17 protein-coding genes are annotated in these 18,732 nt (G+C 73.1%); 6 read left to right on the forward strand and 11 right to left on the reverse strand.

Translation table 11 applies throughout. From position 1 onward, the window contains the following. The first annotated feature begins 23 nt into the window (after positions 1–23). Positions 24–1,475: an ABC transporter substrate-binding protein gene (locus ACNF49_RS27410; protein ID WP_357987437.1), complete on the forward strand. Its 1,452-nt coding sequence runs from the start codon at positions 24–26 to the stop codon at positions 1,473–1,475. 10 nt (positions 1,476–1,485) lie between these two features. After that, on the forward strand, positions 1,486–4,581 hold the full coding sequence (locus tag ACNF49_RS27415) for a DUF5722 domain-containing protein (RefSeq protein ID WP_482939223.1): 3,096 nt from the start codon (positions 1,486–1,488) through the stop codon (positions 4,579–4,581). A 16-nt stretch (positions 4,582–4,597) separates the two neighbouring features. On the opposite strand, the gene ACNF49_RS27420 is transcribed toward ACNF49_RS27415, so the two are convergent. Next, the gene (locus ACNF49_RS27420; RefSeq protein WP_357987431.1) at positions 4,598–5,215 is read right to left on the reverse strand and encodes a histidine phosphatase family protein; all 618 of its coding nucleotides are present in this window, start codon (positions 5,213–5,215) and stop codon (positions 4,598–4,600) included. Positions 5,216–5,267: 52 nt separating this feature from the next. Continuing rightward, on the reverse strand, positions 5,268–6,512 hold the full coding sequence (locus tag ACNF49_RS27425; RefSeq protein ID WP_482939224.1) for a PEP/pyruvate-binding domain-containing protein: 1,245 nt from the start codon (positions 6,510–6,512) through the stop codon (positions 5,268–5,270). A gap of 58 nt (positions 6,513–6,570) precedes the next feature. Between ACNF49_RS27425 and ACNF49_RS27430 the strand changes: the two genes are divergently transcribed. Together ACNF49_RS27430 and ACNF49_RS27435 are read left to right on the forward strand one after the other, a co-directional pair. Then, positions 6,571–6,966, forward strand: a complete 396-nt coding sequence (locus tag ACNF49_RS27430) for a DNA-binding protein (protein ID WP_357987425.1) — start codon at positions 6,571–6,573, stop codon at positions 6,964–6,966. Next, positions 6,963–7,598 carry a transcriptional regulator gene (locus tag ACNF49_RS27435; protein ID WP_482939225.1) on the forward strand — a complete coding sequence of 212 codons (636 nt, stop codon included), beginning with the start codon at positions 6,963–6,965 and terminating at the stop codon, positions 7,596–7,598. Before ACNF49_RS27430 ends, ACNF49_RS27435 begins: the two co-directional genes overlap by 4 nt. Before the next feature lie 22 nt (positions 7,599–7,620). Here the strand turns inward: ACNF49_RS27435 and ACNF49_RS27440 are convergent, their stop codons facing one another. The 6 genes from ACNF49_RS27440 to ACNF49_RS27465 form a co-directional block, all read right to left on the reverse strand. Next, complete coding sequence (locus tag ACNF49_RS27440) at positions 7,621–8,214, reverse strand: rhodanese-like domain-containing protein (protein WP_482939226.1); 594 nt, start codon at positions 8,212–8,214, stop codon at positions 7,621–7,623. A 59-nt stretch (positions 8,215–8,273) separates the two neighbouring features. Further along, positions 8,274–9,494: an IS110 family RNA-guided transposase gene (locus ACNF49_RS27445; RefSeq protein WP_482945514.1), complete on the reverse strand. Its 1,221-nt coding sequence runs from the start codon at positions 9,492–9,494 to the stop codon at positions 8,274–8,276. Positions 9,495–9,735: 241 nt separating this feature from the next. Next, a complete protein-coding gene (locus ACNF49_RS27450; RefSeq protein ID WP_482939227.1) occupies positions 9,736–11,127 on the reverse strand; it encodes an MBL fold metallo-hydrolase in 1,392 nt (463 codons plus the stop codon). Positions 11,128–11,276: 149 nt separating this feature from the next. Beyond that, a complete protein-coding gene (locus tag ACNF49_RS27455; protein WP_357987995.1) occupies positions 11,277–11,546 on the reverse strand; it encodes a metal-sensitive transcriptional regulator in 270 nt (89 codons plus the stop codon). Positions 11,547–11,632: 86 nt separating this feature from the next. Further along, positions 11,633–12,361 carry a hypothetical protein gene (locus tag ACNF49_RS27460; RefSeq protein ID WP_357987992.1) on the reverse strand — a complete coding sequence of 243 codons (729 nt, stop codon included), beginning with the start codon at positions 12,359–12,361 and terminating at the stop codon, positions 11,633–11,635. After that, the gene (locus ACNF49_RS27465) at positions 12,348–12,860 is read right to left on the reverse strand and encodes a SigE family RNA polymerase sigma factor (protein ID WP_357987989.1); all 513 of its coding nucleotides are present in this window, start codon (positions 12,858–12,860) and stop codon (positions 12,348–12,350) included. Before ACNF49_RS27465 ends, ACNF49_RS27460 begins: the two co-directional genes overlap by 14 nt. Positions 12,861–12,975: 115 nt before the next feature. Here ACNF49_RS27465 and ACNF49_RS27470 point away from each other — a divergent pair, with 115 nt between their 5' ends. Further along, a complete protein-coding gene (locus tag ACNF49_RS27470) occupies positions 12,976–13,875 on the forward strand; it encodes a hypothetical protein (protein ID WP_482939228.1) in 900 nt (299 codons plus the stop codon). A gap of 60 nt (positions 13,876–13,935) precedes the next feature. On the opposite strand, the gene ACNF49_RS27475 is transcribed toward ACNF49_RS27470, so the two are convergent. Next, positions 13,936–16,173 (reverse strand): Orn/Lys/Arg family decarboxylase, encoded by a 2,238-nt coding sequence (locus tag ACNF49_RS27475; protein ID WP_482939229.1) that lies wholly within the window; start codon positions 16,171–16,173, stop codon positions 13,936–13,938. Positions 16,174–16,267: 94 nt separating this feature from the next. After that, on the reverse strand, positions 16,268–16,744 hold the full coding sequence (locus tag ACNF49_RS27480; RefSeq protein WP_482939230.1) for a winged helix-turn-helix transcriptional regulator: 477 nt from the start codon (positions 16,742–16,744) through the stop codon (positions 16,268–16,270). 94 nt (positions 16,745–16,838) lie between these two features. Between ACNF49_RS27480 and ACNF49_RS27485 the strand changes: the two genes are divergently transcribed. Next, positions 16,839–17,219: a PPOX class F420-dependent oxidoreductase gene (locus ACNF49_RS27485; protein ID WP_482939231.1), complete on the forward strand. Its 381-nt coding sequence runs from the start codon at positions 16,839–16,841 to the stop codon at positions 17,217–17,219. Here the strand turns inward: ACNF49_RS27485 and ACNF49_RS27490 are convergent. Beyond that, positions 17,188–18,711, reverse strand: coding sequence for a hypothetical protein (locus ACNF49_RS27490; protein WP_482939232.1), 1,524 nt, complete (start codon positions 18,709–18,711; stop codon positions 17,188–17,190). The genes ACNF49_RS27485 and ACNF49_RS27490 overlap by 32 nt on opposite strands. Positions 18,712–18,732 lie beyond the last annotated feature (21 nt).

Genomic DNA, 18,732 nt, shown 5'->3' on the forward strand with positions numbered 1-18,732 from the left:
ATAAGGAAAGGACCCGTACCCCGATGAGAACACCCCCCAAGAGCGGGCTCGCGGCCCCGGCCGCACTGGCCGCGCTGCTCGCGCTGACAGGCTGCGGCCTGCTCGGCACCGGCGGCACGTCCGCCCAGGACGGCGGCGGCAAGGTGACGATCACGCTGGCCGGCCCCAACCAGTGGAACGCCAGCGGCAGCAGCTTCGGACCGGCCTGGGAGGCGCTGGTCGGCGCCTTCGAGAAGCGCGAGCCCGGCATCGAGGTCAGGACGCAGGTGCTGCCCCTCGACGGCTTCATGCAGACGATCACCACCCAGCTCGCCGCCGGCACCGCGCCCGAACTGGTCTTCAACCAGCCGCCGCACAAGGCGCACGAGGTGCACGCGCTCGACGCCGAGCTGCAGAAGCCCAACCCGTACGTGCCGGGCAACCAGCGCTGGATCGACGTGTTCAGGAAGGAGTACTACGGCCCCGCCGTCTCCAAGGCGCTGAGCAAGGAGAGCGGCAAGCTGGAGTACATCCCCTTCAACCTGGTCGCCATCGGCCTGTTCTACAACAAGGACGCCTTCGCCAAGGCGGGCATCGACCAGCCCCCCGCCACCTGGGAGGACTTCAGGAGCGCCTGCGGGAAGCTCAAGGCGGCCGGCTTCGACCCCGTCGCCCTCGACAAGGGCGGCCTGGCCGCCGGCTGGACGTGGGAGGCGGTCAGCACCCAGCTCATCGACAAGTACCACGACGACTGGAACCTCTTCGACGCCACCGGCAAGCCGGGCAAGGCGCCGACCGTGACCGAGAAGTCGATGAGCAGGGTCATCAAGGAGGGCACGCTCACCACCAGGACGCCCGAGGTCGCCGAGTCCCTGAAGATCTACAAGGAGTTCTTCGACTGCGGCACCCCCAACTGGACGGGCGTCGCCGACGGCGGCGCGACCGTGGGCTACCGCGACTTCGTCTCGGGCAAGGCCGCCATGTCGTGGGGCACCGACTTCGCCGTCGAGGCGCTGAAGGCGGACGCGAAGTTCGCCCTCGGCACGATGCCGTTCCCGACCATCACCAAGGCCAGCACGCCGCTGTCGTCGGAGGCCCCGGCCCGCTACGGCGCCTCGATCGGCGGCACCAGCTACATGATCCCCTCCACCGTCAAGGGCGAGAAGTACGCGGCGGCGGTCAAGTTCCTGCAGTACATGAGCTCGCCGGCGATCAAGCCCTGGCTGGACGCGACCGGCGGCCTGCCCGCCGTCGAGGGCGTCGAGCCGTCGGCCGAGACCGCCGGGCTGCTGGAGGGCGAGTGGGGCAAGCCGTTCCGGGTGGTGGCCCTGCCGGGCGGCCCGGAGGGGACCTCCTTCCGCGACGTCTTCGACGGGTACCTGCTCGGCCGGCGCTCCCTGGAGGAGGAACTGACCGACCTGGACAAGTGGTGGAAGCGCGGCATCGAGGCCGGCATCAAGAAGAACGCCTGGGGCGACGAGGACTGGGCCAAGTAGGAGGAATGACATGCGGTTGTTGATGGCTCTGGCGCTGGCCGTCCCGATGCTGGCCGTCCCGGCGCAGGCCCTGCCCGCACGCGCGGCGGCGGCCGGCGGGGTGAGCGGCGTCGAGGTCGGCGGGGACACGATCACCGTCACCGGCGTCGCCCCGGGCCGGGCCGAGTTGTACGCGCTGGACACCTGGCAGGACTCGCCCGCGGGGGAGCAGCCGGTCGCGACCGTCGAGGCGGGCCCGTTCCGCGTCGAGGTGCCCCGGATGGACGGTGACCAGGACCGGCTCTACGACAAGTTCCTCGCGGTGGGCGCGGACGGCCCGCTGGGAGAGGTGCACTACGCCGACGAGCTGAGCTTCGCGTCGGCCAACCAAACCCCTTATCCCGAAATGTCGGGCAAAAAGGGGTTACAAGTCCAGATGACGGACGACGCCGAGGAGATCGGCGTCCAGCACGCCGGCATCAACCTGGCACTCGACTCGGTCATGACGGCCGGGCCGGGCGCCCCGGGCAACACCATCGAGTTCGTCTCGCAGGGCAGAACGTACTACTTCGACCGCGGCGCCGTCGCCGGGCTCGACGCCCAGGTCAAGCCGCTGTCGGACAACGGCGTCCTGGTCAACATGATCGTGCTGGTCTACAACAGCGGCGCAGCCAACTCCGCCGCGCGCACGCTCATCCACCCCGACGCCGAGCTGGGCAAGGGCACGGTGTACGCGTTCAACACCAAGACGGCCGAGGGCGAGGCGCACTTCACCGCCGCGATGGAGTTCTTCGCCCAGCGCTACAGCCGGCCTGACGGCCGGTACGGCCGGGCGTGGGGCTGGATCGTCGGCAACGAGATCGACGCCCAGCAGTTCTGGTACAACATGGGCCGCCAGGACCGCGACGTCTTCCTCGACCAGTACTCCCGCGCCATGCGGCTGACCTGGCAGGCCGTGCGCAAGGCCGACGCCGCCGCCCGCGTCTACACCTCGCTGACGCACTTCTGGACGGGCTCGGCCAACGACGACCCGAAGTACACCTACAAGGGCCGCGACGTGGTGGACGGGCTCAACGCCCTCACCAAGCGCCAGGGCGACTTCGACTGGAACATCGCCTACCACCCCTACCCGGAGAACCTGTTCAACCCGGCGTTCTGGAACGACAAGACCGCCACGGACGGCTTCGACACCCTGCGGATCACGTTCAAGAACATCGAGCTGCTGCCGCGCTACCTCGCCCAGGACGACCTCACCTACAACGGTCAACGGCGGCGGGTGATCCTCTCCGAACAGGGCCTGAACTCCCAGGACTACTCCGCCAAGGAGCTGGAGCTGCAGGCCGCGGCCTACGCCTACGCGTACTACAAGATCGCCTTCGCCGACGGCATCGACTCCTTCATCCTGCACCGGCACGTCGACCACAAGCAGGAGGGCGGCCTGCGGCTCGGCCTGTGGACGTGGGACGAGGAGCACAGCGCGCCCTCCAACGCCGGGGAGCGCAAGCCCCTGCACGAGGTGTTCGCCGCCATCGACACCGACCGGTCGCTGGAGGCGACCGAGTTCGCCAAGAAGATCATCGGCATCTCCGACTGGAAGGACGTCATCCCCGGCTTCGACCCGGGCAAGCTGGCCGTCCGGAAGCCGCCCGCCGTGGTGGGCACGCAGCTCGACGCCAGGCCGGTGGCCGAGCGGGTGATCTCCGGCTTCGAGACCGGCGCCGACGGCTGGCGGCCCTCCGACAACGCCGCCGCCGTGGAGCCGGTGGCCGTGGACGGCGGGCACGCGCTGCGCGTGCGCTTCGACCGCGACCTGCCCGGCTGGTCGCGGTACGCCAAGTCCTACAAGGGCGCCGACGTGCTGTTCGGCAAGCCGCTCGACGCCTCGCGCACGCCGTCGCTGTCGGTGTCGATCCGGGTGCCGGCCGAGGCCGACGACGGTTTCAAGCCGGGCAACGTCTTCACCGCCAAGGTCCGCGTCTACGGGCGCGGCGGCGCGGTCGCGGAGGGCGTCGGCACGATCGACCCCGAGCTCGGCTGGAACCGGCTCTCGCTGGACCTGTCCCGCTGGGCCGCGCGCGCCGCGATCTCCCGGGTCAAGGTGTGGGTCCGCGGCTCGGCCGGCTCCGACTGGGCGGGCTCGTACGACATCGACCGGCTGAGCCTGGCCACGGCGGCGCTGCCCGGCCTGGCCCGGCGCAACGTCGAGGTGAGCGCGTCCACCGCCGAGCGCGGCCGGATCGGCTCGAAGGTCACCTTCACCGTCACCAACCGGGACGTGCTGCCGATGGCCGGCCGGGTCACCCTGTCCGCCTGCGACGGCGTGGCCGTCGATCCGCCCGCGCTGCCGGTGACCGGCCTGCGCACGGGCGCGAGCCGCGCGTACGGGACCACGCTGACGGCGTACGCGCCCGCGAACCAGGAGTATCCGGTCGTGTGCGCGTCCTACCTGGGGCACACGGAGCGGGTGACGTTCCGGCTGCCGCCGCAGGCCGCGTACGTGCCGCCCGCCCCCGACGCCTTCGCCAACCAGGAGCTGGCCGACGGCTTCGACCAGGCCGGCGACCACCAGGTCCACCGGGTCCAGCCGGAGGACAAGGAGCTGCCGCAGGTGACGTACGCGGGCGGCGCGCTGTCGGCCGGGCATCCGTCGGCGTCCTGGTTCGGGCTGATGTCGTCGGGCGTCTCGCCGCGCAACCCGGCGTTCGCCACGGCGATCACGATCAGGAAGTTCCAGGGCGACTCCACCGACATGGACACCGTCTACACGGGCCTGGTCAAGGACGGCAGCACGGACGTGGCGGCGTTCTACGTCAACAGCCACGGGTTCGCCGGGTTCGAGGTGCGCGGCCCGCAGGTGCCGGGCGGGATCGCGGTCTTCGGCGTCAAGCAGGGCGTCACCGTCCCCGACGGCGGCCGCTTCGCGCTGTCGCTGGTGGGCGAGCGGGCCGCCATGTACGCCGACACCGGCTCCGGCTGGGAGCTGGTGACCGCGGCCACGCTGGAACACCTCCCGGCGTTGTCGGACCCGGAGGTCAGGGCCGGCTACCGCTACGGCTTCGGCGTACGCGGCGACCCCGGCCCCAGCCCGCTGGTGCTCGACGCGGTGGAAGGACGCAGCATCTCCTGACGCCCCGGCCCGCCGCTCACGGCCACATGTCCTGCGGGAACCCGGTCCAGCGCAGGCCGGACGGGAGGTGGCTCAGGTCGTTGAACATCACCATCGTGGGCGGCAGGCCGGTGCGGTACTCGATGATCGTCAGGCCGGTGTTGGCGCTGTTCAGGCCGAGCCACCGGGGCGGCGGCGCGTCCAGCGCGTGCCGCACCAGCCACGCGATCTGACCGGCGTGCGTCACCAGCACCTCGTGCGCGTCGGACGGAGGACCGCCGGAGGGCGGCCGGCCGGGGGCCTGGGCGAACCGGGCGACCAGGGCCTCGGCGAGCGTGTGGCCCGCCGCCGCCTCCGCCTGGTCGAAGCCGTCGAAGTAGCCGGCCCAGGACGCGGGCGTCTCGGCGGGGGCGGGCACGTGCGGCACGTGGTCGACGAGCTCATCGGCCGCGGCCACGGGCACGCCGGGCAGATGCCGGGCGAGCTCGCGCGCGCTCTCGGCGGCACGCGGCAGCGGGGAGTGCCACACCGCGCCGATCGGCATCCCGGCCAGCCGTTCGCCCAGCAGGGCCGCCTGCTGCCGCCCGGCGTCGGTGAGTCGTCCGAACGCGTCGGCCGCGCCGTGGCGGGCCAGGTAGAGGCGTCGCATCGCCATGGGTGGCCGGGGAGCGGCGGGTCAGCGACCGCTCCCCTCTCCTTTCCATCGGTCAGGTGGTGGTGACGGTACCGGCGGTGCCGTCGACGGTGACGAGCGCGCCGTCCCGGAGCCTGCTGGTCACGTCAGGGACGCCGAGGACGGCGGGGATGGCGTGCTCGCGGGCCACGATCGCGGCGTGGGAGAGCACGCCGCCGGTCTCGGTGACGACGCCGGCGGCGATGCGCAGCAGCGGCGTCCAGGCCGGATCGGTGAAGGGGCAGACGAGCACGTCGCCCGGGAGCACGCGGGCGAAGTCGCCCGGCCCGCGCACGATCCGCGCGGTGCCGGTCACGGCTCCGCGGCTGCCCGGCGTCCCGACGAGCGCCCCGGCCGGCACGTCCGCGGCCGGGGCGGGCGCGCCGGCGGGCGGGGGAGCGGCGGTGATCGGGCGGGCCTGCAGGATCCAGACGCGGCCGCCCGCGACGGCCCACTCGACGTCCTGCGGGCCGCCGCGCAGGGCCGCGATCCGCGCGCCCAGCCCGGCGAGCCGCACGGCGGTCGCGTCGTCGATCGCCGGCCGCCCCCGGACGTCGTCGGGCACGTTCCGCACGACGAGCCGCGCGCCCTCCCGGTCGAGCCGGGTGCGTTTGTCGGCCACGGCGCGCACGACCGATCCGTCCGCGGCGACCCGGTAGGAGTCGGGGGTGACCGTGCCGCCCACGACGCTGGGCCCGAGCCCCCACGATGCCTCGATCCCGGTGGGCTCGCCCGGCCCGCCGGGGGTGAACATGACCCCGGACACCTCGGCGTCCAGGTGGCGCTGGACGACCACGGCCATCGCCGGGCCCTCGCCGGACCGGGGGCCGACGGCGGCGCGCGGCGAGAACAGCGACGCCCAGCAGGCGCGCACGGCCTCGGCCACCTCGTCCGCCCCGCGCACGGCGAGGAAGCTCTCGTACCGGCCGGCCGCCGAGCTCAGGCCGGTGTCCTCGTCGGCCGCCGACGACCGCACGGCCACGGGCGGGTCGCCGAGCGCGCCGAGCCCCAGCGCCAGCGCCGCGGCCAGCCCGGCGTCGATCGTGAGGGCCTCGATCGCCCGCCGAGCCGCGGCCGGGTCGTCCGGTTCCGCGGTGCGCCGCCCGAGGTCGAGGCCGCCTGCCTCGCCGCCTGCCTCGCCGCGGACCGCGGCGAGGCAGGCGGCGAACGGCACCACGAAGCCGTCGGGGACCGGCAGCCCCGCCCGCAGCAGCGCGCCGAGCGCGCCGCCCTTGCCCCCGCAGGTGTCGGCCGCGGCGTCCTCGAGGGGTACGATCATCCGCCCGCCCTTCAACAAAATGTTGACGATGTCCCGCCGATTGTGAATCATGTGCCGCATGCAACGCAACCACGACCCCGTCCGGGCCACGAACGCGGACCAGCTCCAGGCCCAGCGCGAGAAGGAGGCCCGGCGGCGGCTCCTGGCCCTGGGCGCCGACCTGCTCGACCCGCGCCCGTGGCAGCCCCCGCCCGTCCCGCCGTCGGCGGTCGACCTGACACGGTTCGCCGTCTGGCGCAACGCCGGCCTGGAGCCGGAGGACATCCTGGGCGCGCTGGCCCTGCTGCCCGCCGCGCGCGCCGAGGTCGAGGCGATCGAGTCCGCCCTGCTGTTCACCGCCCGCAGTGCCGGGCTGACCTGGGCGCAGATGGCGGAGGCGATGGGGTTCAACTCACCGCAGGCGTGCCAGCAGCACTTCACCCGCCTGACCACCCGTCAGGAGGCCGGCTCATGACCAGGAGCTCCGCGCCGGACCTGCTGGTGCTGCACGCCGTACGCGTCACCGGCTTCGCCGACACCCCGGTGCTCGCCCGCCGGTACGCGCTCGGCCTGGCCGAGACGGAGGAGGAGCTGCTCGACGCCGAGGCGCGCGGCTGGGTGAGCCGCTCGGAGTTCGCCGGCACCGGCGGCTGGTCGCTCACCGAGGCGGGCCGGGCCGAGGACGAGCGGCGCCTGGCCGCCGAGCTCGACCGGGCCGGCGGCGTCGAGGAGGTGCACGACGTCTACCGCGAGTTCCTCCCGCTGAACGCCCTGCTGCTCAAGGCGTGCACCGACTGGCAGCTGCGCCCGGACGGCCGCGACCGGCTCGCCGTCAACGACCACTCCGACCCCGCCTGGGACGCCCGGATCCTGCACGAGCTCACCGTCGTGGGCCGCGCCCTCCAGCCGCTCGCCGACCGGCTGACCGGCGTCCTGGCCCGGTTCGGCGGGTACGACACGCGCTTCGCCGCGGCCCTGGCCCGCGCCCGCAACGGGGAGGGCGCCTGGGTCGACCGCACCGACGTCGACTCCTGCCACCGCGTCTGGTTCGAGCTGCACGAGGACCTGATCTCCACCCTCGGCCTCGACCGCCACGCCCACCCCTGACCGCGGCGCGCGTCCCGTCAGGTCAGCCCCGGCCGCCGCCCAGGGAGTCCAGGACTGTGGGCAGGTCGGTGCGCGGGCCCCGGTTGTAGGGCAGCCTGGACAGCAGCATGCCCATGGCGCAGGTGTCCGACACGGCGGCGAAGGTCAGCCCGGCCCCGATGCCGGCGGCGATCCACCTGGCCCGCGGAAGACGCATGCTGATCAGCACCGAGCCGAGCACGATCGAGCCCGCCACCAGCCGCACCTGGCGTTCCAGCGACCAGCGCGGCGTCCCCGTGACGACCGGGGCTCCGGCGGCATGCCAGCCGCTGATCCCGCCCGTGAGCACCCGCAGGCCGGGCAGGCCCGCCCCGGCCAGCACGCGTTCGGCCTGGCCGGCACGCTGCCCGCCGTGGCAGACGAGCACCGCGCGCTCGTCCAGCAGGGGGCGCAGGGTGGTGTGGTGCGCGCGCAGCAGGTCGAGCGGCACGTTGCGGGAGCCCGGGATGTGCGCGGCGGCGAACTCGCCGGGGGTGCGCACGTCGATGATCTGGGGCGGGGCGGCGCCGTCCAGCAGCCGTCGCAGGGCGGCGGCGTCGACGGTGGCGGGGGCCGGCGGGGTGTCGGCGGTGGTCATGCGATGTCCTTGTCGAAGGTCCGGGATCGGTCGGGTCAGACATCCCTGGACGTTTGTTGTCAAGCAGCGAGGTCGTTTGATCGGTGCGACCAGGCGGTTGCCTGGTCGTAGGGGCTGTGGGTTTTGAGGCAGCCGTGGAGGATGCCCACCAAGCGGTTGGCGACCTGGCGGAGGGCGGCATTGTGGCTGATCTCGCGGGCTTTGATCTGGTCGTAGTAGGCGCGGACGGCAGAGTCGTGCAAGAGGGCGCAGGACGCCTGGAGGTGGAGGGCGTCCACGAGCCGGTCGTTGTGGACGAACCGTGCCTGGACCACTCGTGTCTTGCCCGATTGCCGGGTGATGGGTGAGGTTCCGGCATAGTTCTTGCGTGCCTTGGCGGAGGCGTAGCGGTCCTTGGCATCTCCGAACTCGGCGAGCACCCGGGCGCCGAGAACGACGCCGATGCCGGGCTGGCTGAGGATGACCTCAGCGTCCGGGTGCCGGCCAAAATGGGCCTCGACCTGCCCTTCGAGGGTCTTGATCTCCTGGTTGAGGACAGCGATGATCGCGACCAGCGACTTCACGGTAGAGGCGTAGGCGGTCGTGACGAGCGGCGCCTGGCCCAGGTGCTCGCTGCGTAGGACGTCCTGGATCGCCTGTGCCTTGGCGGGGATGTCGCGGCGGCCCTTCAGCGTTCCCGAGATCTGACTGAGCGTCAGCTTCACCGCAGCCTCGGGGGAAGGGGCCTTGGCCAGCAGTTTCAAGACCGCGTCCGAGGTGAGGCCGAGGGGCCTGTAGGCCTCCAGCGCGGCAGGGAAGTAATCCCGCAGCGCCACCCGCAGGCGCAGCATGTGGCGGGTCCGTTCCCACAGCAGCGCCTGATGAGCACGGGTGACGACCTTGACCGCCTCGGCGATCTCGGAGTCCCCGGCCACCTGGCGGAGCTGATGCCGTCGGGTGCGGATCATGTCCGCGAGCGCGTGGGCGTCACCCTTGTCGCTCTTGGCGCCCGAGGAGCCAAGGATCTCGCGATGCCGAGCAGCCTGCTTGGGATCGACCCCGAACACCCGGTATCCGGCTGCGACCAGCGCTCGCACCCACGGGCCCCGGTCGACCTCGATACACACCAGCACCTGGGACGGGTCGGCGTCCTCGGCGACGAACCGGCCGACGAGGTCGTGGAACCGGGTGATCCCAGCCATGCCCTCGGGCAGCCGCAACCGCTTCAGCACCTTGCCGGTCTCGTCCTGGACCTCGACGTCGTGGTGGTCCTCGGCCCAGTCATCTCCAACGAACAACACCACGACCTCCACCATCGACAACAGGACACGGAAGCCCGCAGGAGCCGGTCGGCGGACTAATGGACCAGTGCTCACGCCAGACGATCGGCGGGCACGACATCCCATCAGCGATCAAAGACTCCTGACCACCGGTGAGGGCACGATCTGACCCCAGGACTCGAAGTCCGGTCGACGAGAGTGCTCACTCACCAGCGGCTACCAGGCACCGAGTCTGCCAGCGAGGCCGACCCGGTAGGTCCCATTAGTCGTCGGTGATGGTCAGGCCCGCCTCGGCGGCCGCGGCATAGGCGTCGTCGATGTGCACCACGCGGCGTCCGGCGCGGGCGAGCAGGCTGGTGGCGGCGGCTGCCCGGTAGCCGGAGCCGCAGTGCGTCCACACCGTGCCGGCCGGGACGTCGGCCAGGCGGTGCGGCAGGTCGGGCAGCGAGATATGGGTGGCGCCCGCGACGTGGCCGGCCCGCCATTCGTTGGTCATGCGCACGTCCAGCACGACGTCCGGGGCGGGCAGGTGCGCGGGCGCGCGCCCGGCGCGGACGGCGGCCAGGTCGGCGAACGTGGCCACCGCCAGCTCGCCCAGCCGGTCGTCGTCGCCGCCGGCCCATCCGCCGGGGTCGCCGGTCGCGGCGGCGGCCGGGCGGTCGACGCCGATGCGGGCCAGCTCGCGCTGGGCGGCGGCGACCTGCCCGGCGTCCTCGCCCAGCAGGGTGATCGGCGCGCCCCAGGGAGCCATCCAGGCGAGCCAGGTGGACATGGGGCCGTCGAGGCCGAAGCTGAGGGTGCCGGTCAGGTGGCGGCTGGCGAACGCCTTGCGGGAGCGCAGGTCCACCACCCATTCCCCGGCCGCGATCCGCTTCCTGAGCTCCTCGGGGTCGGCGGTCCTTACGGGGGTGAGGTCGATCGGGCCGCCGCCCGCGGAGTTGCGCGGGCCCATGTGGGCGTAGTAGGCGGGGTAGGCGTCGAGACCGGCGAGGGTCTGGGCGACGAAGTCGTCGGCCTCCAGGCGCAGCGCCGGGTTGGCCTGCCGCTCGCGGCCGATCGTGGAGGCCGGGGCGTCGGCCTGCGTCGCCGAGCAGAAGCTGCCGAAGCCGTGGGTGGGCCACACGTGGGCGCCGTCGGGCAGCAGGTCGGCCAGGCGGTGCGCCGAGGTGTGCTGGCGGTGGGCCAGGTCGTGGGCGTGCTCGGCGCCGAGCAGGTCGGTGCGGCCGGTGGTGCCGAAGAGCAGGGAGCCGCCGGTGAAGACGCCCTCGGGGCCGTCCGGGCCGGTCAGGATGTACGACAGGTGGTGGAAGGTGTGGCCGGGCGTGGCCACCGCCTGGACGCTCATGGCGCCGGACAGCGTGACCTCGTCGCCGTCGGAGATCGGCCGGCGGTCGAACCGCACGCTCTCGTCGGCGGCGACCAGGTAGGCGGCGCCGGTCACCCGGGCCAGGGCCAGGCCGCCCGAGACGTAGTCGTTGTGCAGGTGGGTCTCGGCCACGTGGGTGATGCGCACGCCGAGCCGTCCGGCCAGGGCGAGGATCCGGTCGATGTCCCGCTGCGGGTCGACGACCAGGGCGACCTGCCCGTCGTGGGCGAGGTAGCTGCGGTCGCCCAGGGAAGAGGTCTCCACCACCTCGATGTGGATCGTGCTCATCTTCTTCGCCGCCTTCGTGTCGTTCGCGGTCGGTTTCCGGTCGGGGACGGTCCTACCCACTGATACCCAGGGGGGTATAGCGGAGGCAAAAAGACGGGCATACTCCGGCGTACGTGTTCAGTCGTCGCCTTCGGATGCCCGTGGGGAGTTCAGGACAGGGCCAGGAACAACTTCTCCAGCCGCTCCGGCGTGATGGGGGGCTCCTCGCCGCGCTCGCGCGCCGCCTGGCACTGTTGCAGCCCGGTGGAGATGATTTTGAAGCCGGCCCGGTCCAGGGCCTTGGACACCGCCGCGAGCTGGGTCAGCACCCGCTCGCAGTCGTCGCCGTTCTCGATCATGGCGATCACCCCGCCGAGCTGGCCGTGGGCCCGCTTGAGCCGGGTGAGCGCCTCGGCCAGGACGGCCGCGTTCATGTCCATTCGCTCCACCTCCATCGCCAATATACCCCCCGAGGTATTGTGCCGCGCACGTCGCGCGCGTCCGGCCGCGATGGAGGCGGAGGCGGTCACGGGTTGGGGGTGAGCCCTTCGGCGATCTTCTTCAGCTCGGCGGACACGGCTGCGGCGTCGCGGAACTCCTTGGCGTACACCGGGCTGAACATGATCTCGGCCCACTGCCGGTCGCCCATGCGGAGGAAGAGGGTGGGGGTGCCCTTCATGCCGTCCTCACCGACGTTCTGGACGACCAGGTAGCCGCCGCGGTCGCCGACGGTCACCTCCTCGCCGTCCTCCTCGTCGCGGTAGGCCGCGATCCGGTCGCCGACCTCCTGGACGGCCCCTTCCTCGTACATGTAGATCTGCACCCGGTAGGAGCCCGGGCCGTCGCCCTCGTAGATGTAGGCGGTGGTGTACTTGTCGCCGAAGTCCAGCGACCAGCCTGACCACTTGAGCCGCTCGGGCAGGTATCCCACCTGGACGTGCCCGAACTTCTTCCCGTCGCCCAGGTCGCCGAGGCTCGGCGGTTCCGACGGCTGGGGCGGGGTGTCGTCGATGGCGGGCGGCTCCGGCGTCACGGAGATCGTGACCTGGCCGCCCGTCGCGGTCGTCGTGCTCGCGCCCAGGTACGCCACGGGCGCGGCCACGACCGCCACGGACGCCGACAACGCCGCGATCCGCCCCCTCACCCGCCTGCGCCGGGACCCGCGCACCACCCGTTCCACCAGGTCGGGCGCGGCGTGCAGCCGGGCGGTCTCCTCCGTCATGAGCCGGAGGAGCTCCTCCTCAAGCGTGGGCATTCCTGATCACTCCTTCCACTGTCTCCCGTCCGAGGGCCGAACGGAGTTTGGCCGTCGCCTTCGACGCCTGGCTCTTGACCGTGCCGACCGAGCAACCGAGCACTTCGGCGGTCTGCGCCTCGCTGAGGTCCTCCCAGTACCGCAGGACGATCACCGCCCGCTGCCGGGGCGGCAGGGCGCGCAGCGCGTCCATGAGCACCTGGCGCAGGTCGGTGTCCGTCGCCCGGTCCGGTGTGTCCGGCGGGCTGTGCATCGGGATGATCCTGAGGATCGCCCGGCGGCGGGCCCGGCTGATGGCGGCGTTGACGATGGCGCGGCGCACGTACGGCTCGGGGCTGTCGTGGCGGACCCGGTCCCAGTTCCGGTAGGTGCGCTCCAGCGCGGTCTGCAGCAGGTCCTCGGCCTCCGCCTCGTCGCCGCAGGCGAGGTAGGCGACCCGTAGCAGGCTCGTGGCGCGTGCGGCCACGAATGCGCCGAAGTCGTGTTCCGTGGCGCTCACGGCTGTCTGTCCGATTTCACGCTTCCTTATACGCCTGGGCGTCGGCGGCGGTTGCCCGCGGCCGCGAGCGAAGATGGCGGGCAACCCTTCGGGGGGCTCAGGCGTATGGAGGGTCATGACTTCGTATTCATGGACCGCGGCGGCGACCTTCCGCCGCCTGATCGCCATGGGCGCCGGGCTGGCGGTGGGCGCCGCCCTGGGCACGCCGGCGCCCGCCGCGGCGGCCCCGCCGGAAGGCGCCTACTGGCACGTCAAGGAGCTGCTCAGCATGCGGCAGCAGGAGCGGTTCGGCACCAGGGCGCACCCGTACTCGCTGGTCAAGAGGCAGATCACGGAACGGTGGACCACCCCCGACGGCAGGGCCTGGTACGCCTACCGCGAACTCGGGACGACGCCGCCGACCCCGGCCGACAAGAAGGCCTGGCAGCGTGACGGCTCACCCGCCAAGTGGAGCGAGTCGGTCGACGGGAAGACCGTGCGGCTGTCCGCCGAGCCGACCAAGGGCCACCTGGGGACGGTGCGGGAGCGCGTGCAGTTCGAGCTGGCCGGGCAGTTGCTGACCTACGACGAGGTCCAGCGCCTGCCCGCCGACCCCGCCCTGCTCAAGGACTGGCTCACCAGGGCCGGCCGGGTCAGCCGCATCCCCGAGAGCGCCCTGCCCGGCTGGGTGGCCGGGACGCTGCCTCAGCTCCTGCACGTCCTGCCCGCGCCGAAGGAGGTCCGCAACGCCGCCTACCAGGCGATGCTCACCATGCCGGGCGTGCGCGCGGACGGCGACGCCAAGGACGAGCTGGGCAGGCCGGGCGCCGTCGTCGTGATCGACACGGTGAACGGGACGGGCGAGACGGCCATGCGGACGAGTGTCCGGCTGATCGTCGACACCGGCAGGATGGTGCTGCTGTCACAGGAGTACACCGGCGGTCGTGGCGGGAAGGGGCCCGGGAAGTCGTCCGTCACGACCCTGGCCGAGGTCGGCTGGACCGACGCCCGGCCCGCCGTACCGGCCCTGCCCTGACGGTCCGGCCCCTGCCCTGAGGGGCCGGCCTCGCGGCTGACGGCACGGCGGGGGCGGTCGTCAGTCGCGGAGGACCTCCACCCAGTAGCGGCCCTCGCCGTCGCGGTGGGCGCCGTGGATGTCGGTGGCCAGGTCGGGGAAGGCCCGGTCGAAGTCCTCCAGGGCGCGCAGGTAGCTCATCAGCGGGCCGTCGGCCGCGCCGGTCGCCTCGCCGGGCATCAGCATGGGGATCCCGGGCGGGGTGACCACCACGGTCGCCGCCACCACCCGCCCGGCCAGCCGGGCCAGCGGGACCCGCTCGGTACGGGAGCGGATCATGGCCTGGTAGACGTCGGCGGGCGTCGCAACGGGCTCGGGCAGCGCGGTGAAGACCTGGTCGAGCAGCCCGCCCACGCCCGAGTCGCGCAGCTCGGCGTGCACCTCGGCGCAGAACGCCCGCAACGACGCCCCGGACGGCCCGAACCCGGGCAGCACGTCCGCCAGCGCCCTGTCGTCGTCGTAGGCGTTCTTGAAGTCGGTGAGCGCGTCGATCAGCGTGCCCCACTTGCCCTTGGTGATGCCCATCGAGAACAGCACCAGCAGCGTGTGGTCGCCGGTCTTCTCCACCACGATGCCGCGCCGCTGCAGGTAGGCGGCCACGACCTTGGCCGGGATGCCCCACTCCAGCGTGCCCCCGGCCGCGTCCGCGCCGGGGCAGGTGATCGTCACCTTGACGGGGTCGAGCAGGGCGTAGTCGTCGCGCATGCCGTCGAAGCCGTGCCAGGCGGCGCCGGGCTCCAGCACCCAGCAGCGCGGCTCCGAGCACAGCAGCGCCGGGTCGGCGTCGGCGAAGGGCACGGCCCGGCCGGTGTGCGGGTCGAGCACCGAGGGCGGCTGCCAGAGGCCGAAGAACCAGCCGGGCCGGCGGCCGTCCTCGCGGATGCGGGCGGCCAGCCGGGTCATCGCCTGCCGGAACCGGACCGCCTCGACGATCGCCTCGCCGGTCAGGAACGAGCCCGAGGGGCCGTCCATCATCGCCGCGGCCACGTCGAGGGAGGCGATCATCGGGTACAGCGGCGAGGTCGAGGCGTGCATCAGGTACGTCTCGTTGAACGCGTCGTAGTCGACCGGCGCCCGCGGCGAGGGCCGGACGTGCAACATCGCCGCCTGCGACAACGCGGCCAGCAGCTTATGCGTGGACTGCGTGGCGAACACGGTGGGCCGCTCCGGGCCGGGCAGCGTGCGCTCGTCGACCGACATGGCGTACCGGCGGGAGTAGAGCGGGTTGAACCGGCCGTAGGCGAACCACGCCTCGTCGAAGTGCAGCCGCGGCACGGAGGCCCCCAGCAGCTCGGCGACCCGGACCGCGTCGTAGCAGACGCCGTCGTAGGTGGAGTTGGTGACGACCGCGTACGCCGGGTCGCCCGCCGCGAGCGGATGGGCGGCCACCCGCGCCCGGACGGCGGACGCCTCCAGCGCGGCGGCCGGGATCGGCCCGGCCAGGCCCAGCCCGTTGCGCTCGGGAACCATGTAGACCGGCCGGGCGCCGCTGATCGCCAGCGCGTGCTGGATCGACTTGTGGCAGTTGCGGTCGACCAGGACGGTGTCGCCGCGGGCGATCGCGTGGTGCCCGACGATGCGGTTGGCGGTGGAGTTGCCGTTGACCACGAAGAACGTGCGCTCGGCGCCGAAGACGCGGGCCGCGTTGTGCTCGGCCTCGCCGATCGGGCCGGTGTGGTCGAGCGGTGAGCCCAGCTCCCCGACGGAGATCGACAGGTCGGTGCGCAGCAGCCGCTCGCCGTAGAAGTCGAAGAACGCCCGGCCCACGGGCGACTTCAGGAACGCCACGCCGCCCGCGTGCGCCGGGGTGTGCCAGGAGTAGGGGTGGTGGTCCTCCAGGTGCAGCAGCGCGCGGAAGAACGGCGGGAGGATCTGGTCGGCGTACTGGTCGGCGGCGTGCGCGATGCGCCCGGCGATGAACTGCGGGGTGTCCTCCAGCGGGAAGACGTAGCCCTGGATGACCTCGTACACCCACAGCGGGAGCTCCTGGTCCTGGGTGATCAGGAAGACCGGCAGGCCGCGGAAGCGCTTGGCCACGGCGGCCAGCAGGTCTTCGGCGCCGGGCGCGTCCCAGGCGGCCAGGATCGCCGTGAGCGAGGCGTCGGACCCGACCACCGCCAGGGCGTCGGCCGTGCGGCGGGTCCAGCGCACCTGCAGGCCGAGCTCGCCCATCTCGGCGCACACCCGGCGGATCTGCTCGGCGAGCGCCGAGTCGGCGTCGGGGTGTTCGGTGACGGCGGCCAGAACCGTTCGCTCCATACGGCACTCCGTGGTCGATCAGGGACGGGAACTCCCTGATCGTAACTCCAAGGAATGGCAAAGACACGGTAAGTGACGAAAGCCTGCCGGATGCTCAGTCGGACAGGTCGCCGCCGGGCCGAGCGGTCGCGCCCGGGCCGGGTAGCAGGTCGACGTCGTCGGCGTGCATCGGGGCGCCGCAGTGGGCGCAGCGCAGCTCCACGGCGCCGATCTCGCCGCAGGCGTGGTGGCGGTAGAGCACGGGCGGCCCGGCCTCGCCCGCGAGCCACCTGTCACCCCATCCGGCCATGACCATGAGCAGGTCGACGAGCTCGGTGCCCTTGGCCGTCAGGTGGTATTCGTGGCGCGGCCGCCGGTCGTAGGGGCGGCGTTCGAGGACGCCGTGGTCGATGAGGTGGGTGAGGCGTTCGGTCAGCACCTTGCGGGAGATGCCGAGATCGGCCTGGAGCTGGTCGAACCGCCGCACCCCGGCCCAGACGTCCCGCAGGATCAGCGGCGACCACGGCTCGCCGATCACGTCGAGGGTACGGGCGATGGAGCAGGCCATCTCCGCGAAGTTCGTGCGCTGCATGGGCCCACCCTACCTTTCGGGGTTCCCTGAAGGAACTCTCGATGCTACGGTTACAGAGTCTCCTCAAGGAACTCCAGAAGCCCGGAGAGAACCCATGAAACTCGACCCCGACGTCCGCGGCGTGCTCGACGGCACCCCGATCGCCCACCTCGCCACCATGCTGCCCGACGGCGCTCCCCATTCCGTCCCGGTCTGGATCGGCACGCACGGCGACCATGTCGCCATCCTCACCGGCCCGCGCTCCCGCAAGGCGCTCAACCTGCGGCGCGACCCGCGGGTCGCGCTCTCCCTGACGCCGCCCGGCGACCCGTTCCGGCCGGTGCTCGTCCGGGGCAGGGTCGTGGAGTGGGTCGAGGGCGAGGCGGGCTGGGAGATCGTCGACCGGATCGCCGCGAAGTACATCGGCGGTCCCTACTCGCGCGCGGAGGAACGGGTCGTCGTGCTCATCGAGCCCGACCGGCAGAGCGTGGGGTGACCCCCGCCGCCGGGTGCGGGGTCTCCCGGCGGCGCCGGTGGTAGCTGACGGCGGCGGTGGCCAGCGCGGCGCCCCACACCGGCCAGAAGCACTCCGGCAGCCAGGCTCCCCACTCCTCCAGGGCGAACCGGCCGGCCACGGTCCAGCGGATGTAGGTGAGCCCGGCCACCGTGATGATGATCGAGACGAACCCGGCCGGGACGACCGCCAGCAGCGGCGGCACCCGCCGGCCGCGCAGCCCCGGGATCCAGCGCGGGAACACCTCGCCCCACCGCTGGACCAGCCCGAGGGTCAGCACGCCGCCCAGCGCCCCGAACGTCGCCAGGTACGCCCCCGCCAGCCACAGCCCGTCCTCGCCCTCGGCCAGGAACTGCGCGCTCACGCCGAGCGGGATGCCCAGCGCCCACGCCCACCGGGTGGCGCAGTAGACCAGCGGCACCGCGACCGCCACGTACACCGCGATCCGCCCGCGCGCCGGGGTGAACCAGTTCCCGCGCCCGCGCCCGTGGTCCCGCGCGGCGGCGGCCAGCAGCAGGCCGCCCAGCACGCACACGAGCTGGTTCAGCACCGGCCACGGCCAGGCGTCGGCGAACGTCGCGCCGCCCAGCCCCCAGCCGAAGAGGGGCGCGGCCAGGAGCAGCGGCGTGTAGGCGACGCCCATCATCAGCCGCGAGTCGGGCACCACCAGCACCAGCAGCGCGGCGATCGGCCAGGCCAGAAGGACCGGCACCCGCCCCCATGCCCCCTTCGGCGGGCGCTCACCGCCCCGGGGGAGCGGCCCGGGTTCGTGGGCCGGGCGGGGGCCGTCGCGGCGGGTCAGGGCCAGTGCTGTGGCGGCCACCAGGGCCGCGAACGCCGCGATCCACCAGCCGAACGGCGGCGCCGTGCCGGCCAGGATCGACAGCGCGCCGTCGGGGTCGGGATCGTCGGCCCCCCACGGATAACCGGGCGCCCCGAGCGCCCACGCCGCGCCGAGCAGGCCGTAGGCGACCGCCCACAGTGCCGCCGCGTACCCGTACCGGCCGGAAGTGAAGATCGTCATGCCGACGAGCCTTCCAGCGCGGGCGCACGGCGGGCAGATGCCGTTCGGCACCTCCTGCCGGTCGCGGCAGTGCCGTTCGGCACGTGGGGGCGCGCCGGCGCGTGCGCCTATCGTGTCCCGGGTGAACGTGTTGTGGATGGTCGCCGCCTCGCTGCCGGCGGCGGTCGCCGTCGCCGTGGCGGCGACCGGGTTGTTCCTGTCCGGGAGCAGGGCCAGGTGGCTTCCCCGGATGACCCTGCCGGCCGCGGGCGGGTCCCTGGCGGTCACGGCCCTGTGGCTGGCCGCCGGGGGGCCGTCCACGCCGGGCGTCGGCGCGCTGGGCATGGCCGAGAGCGCGGGGCTGACGGTCGCGGCCGGCCTGGTCGTCCGGTACGCGCCGGTCCGCCGGGCCGTGCCCGCCGCGCTGCTCGCGGGGCTCGCCGCGGCCACCTGGTTGCCGCGCGTCTTCACGCCCGCCTCGCCGCTGGAGGC

This window comes from Actinomadura sp. ATCC 39365, assembly GCF_054392275.1.

Excerpts from the sequence above, each read along its gene's own strand:
- ACNF49_RS27410 (WP_357987437.1), top strand. The coding sequence starts at position 24 with ATGAGAACACCCCCCAAGAGCGGGCTCGCGGCCCCGGCCGCACTGGCC.
- ACNF49_RS27415 (WP_482939223.1), top strand. The coding sequence starts at position 1,486 with ATGCGGTTGTTGATGGCTCTGGCGCTGGCCGTCCCGATGCTGGCCGTC.
- ACNF49_RS27420 (WP_357987431.1), bottom strand. The coding sequence starts at position 5,215 with ATGGCGATGCGACGCCTCTACCTGGCCCGCCACGGCGCGGCCGACGCG.
- ACNF49_RS27425 (WP_482939224.1), bottom strand. The coding sequence starts at position 6,512 with ATGATCGTACCCCTCGAGGACGCCGCGGCCGACACCTGCGGGGGCAAG.
- ACNF49_RS27430 (WP_357987425.1), top strand. The coding sequence starts at position 6,571 with ATGCAACGCAACCACGACCCCGTCCGGGCCACGAACGCGGACCAGCTC.
- ACNF49_RS27435 (WP_482939225.1), top strand. The coding sequence starts at position 6,963 with ATGACCAGGAGCTCCGCGCCGGACCTGCTGGTGCTGCACGCCGTACGC.
- ACNF49_RS27440 (WP_482939226.1), bottom strand. The coding sequence starts at position 8,214 with ATGACCACCGCCGACACCCCGCCGGCCCCCGCCACCGTCGACGCCGCC.
- ACNF49_RS27450 (WP_482939227.1), bottom strand. The coding sequence starts at position 11,127 with ATGAGCACGATCCACATCGAGGTGGTGGAGACCTCTTCCCTGGGCGAC.
- ACNF49_RS27455 (WP_357987995.1), bottom strand. The coding sequence starts at position 11,546 with ATGGACATGAACGCGGCCGTCCTGGCCGAGGCGCTCACCCGGCTCAAG.
- ACNF49_RS27460 (WP_357987992.1), bottom strand. The coding sequence starts at position 12,361 with ATGCCCACGCTTGAGGAGGAGCTCCTCCGGCTCATGACGGAGGAGACC.
- ACNF49_RS27470 (WP_482939228.1), top strand. The coding sequence starts at position 12,976 with ATGACTTCGTATTCATGGACCGCGGCGGCGACCTTCCGCCGCCTGATC.
- ACNF49_RS27475 (WP_482939229.1), bottom strand. The coding sequence starts at position 16,173 with ATGGAGCGAACGGTTCTGGCCGCCGTCACCGAACACCCCGACGCCGAC.
- ACNF49_RS27480 (WP_482939230.1), bottom strand. The coding sequence starts at position 16,744 with ATGCAGCGCACGAACTTCGCGGAGATGGCCTGCTCCATCGCCCGTACC.
- ACNF49_RS27485 (WP_482939231.1), top strand. The coding sequence starts at position 16,839 with ATGAAACTCGACCCCGACGTCCGCGGCGTGCTCGACGGCACCCCGATC.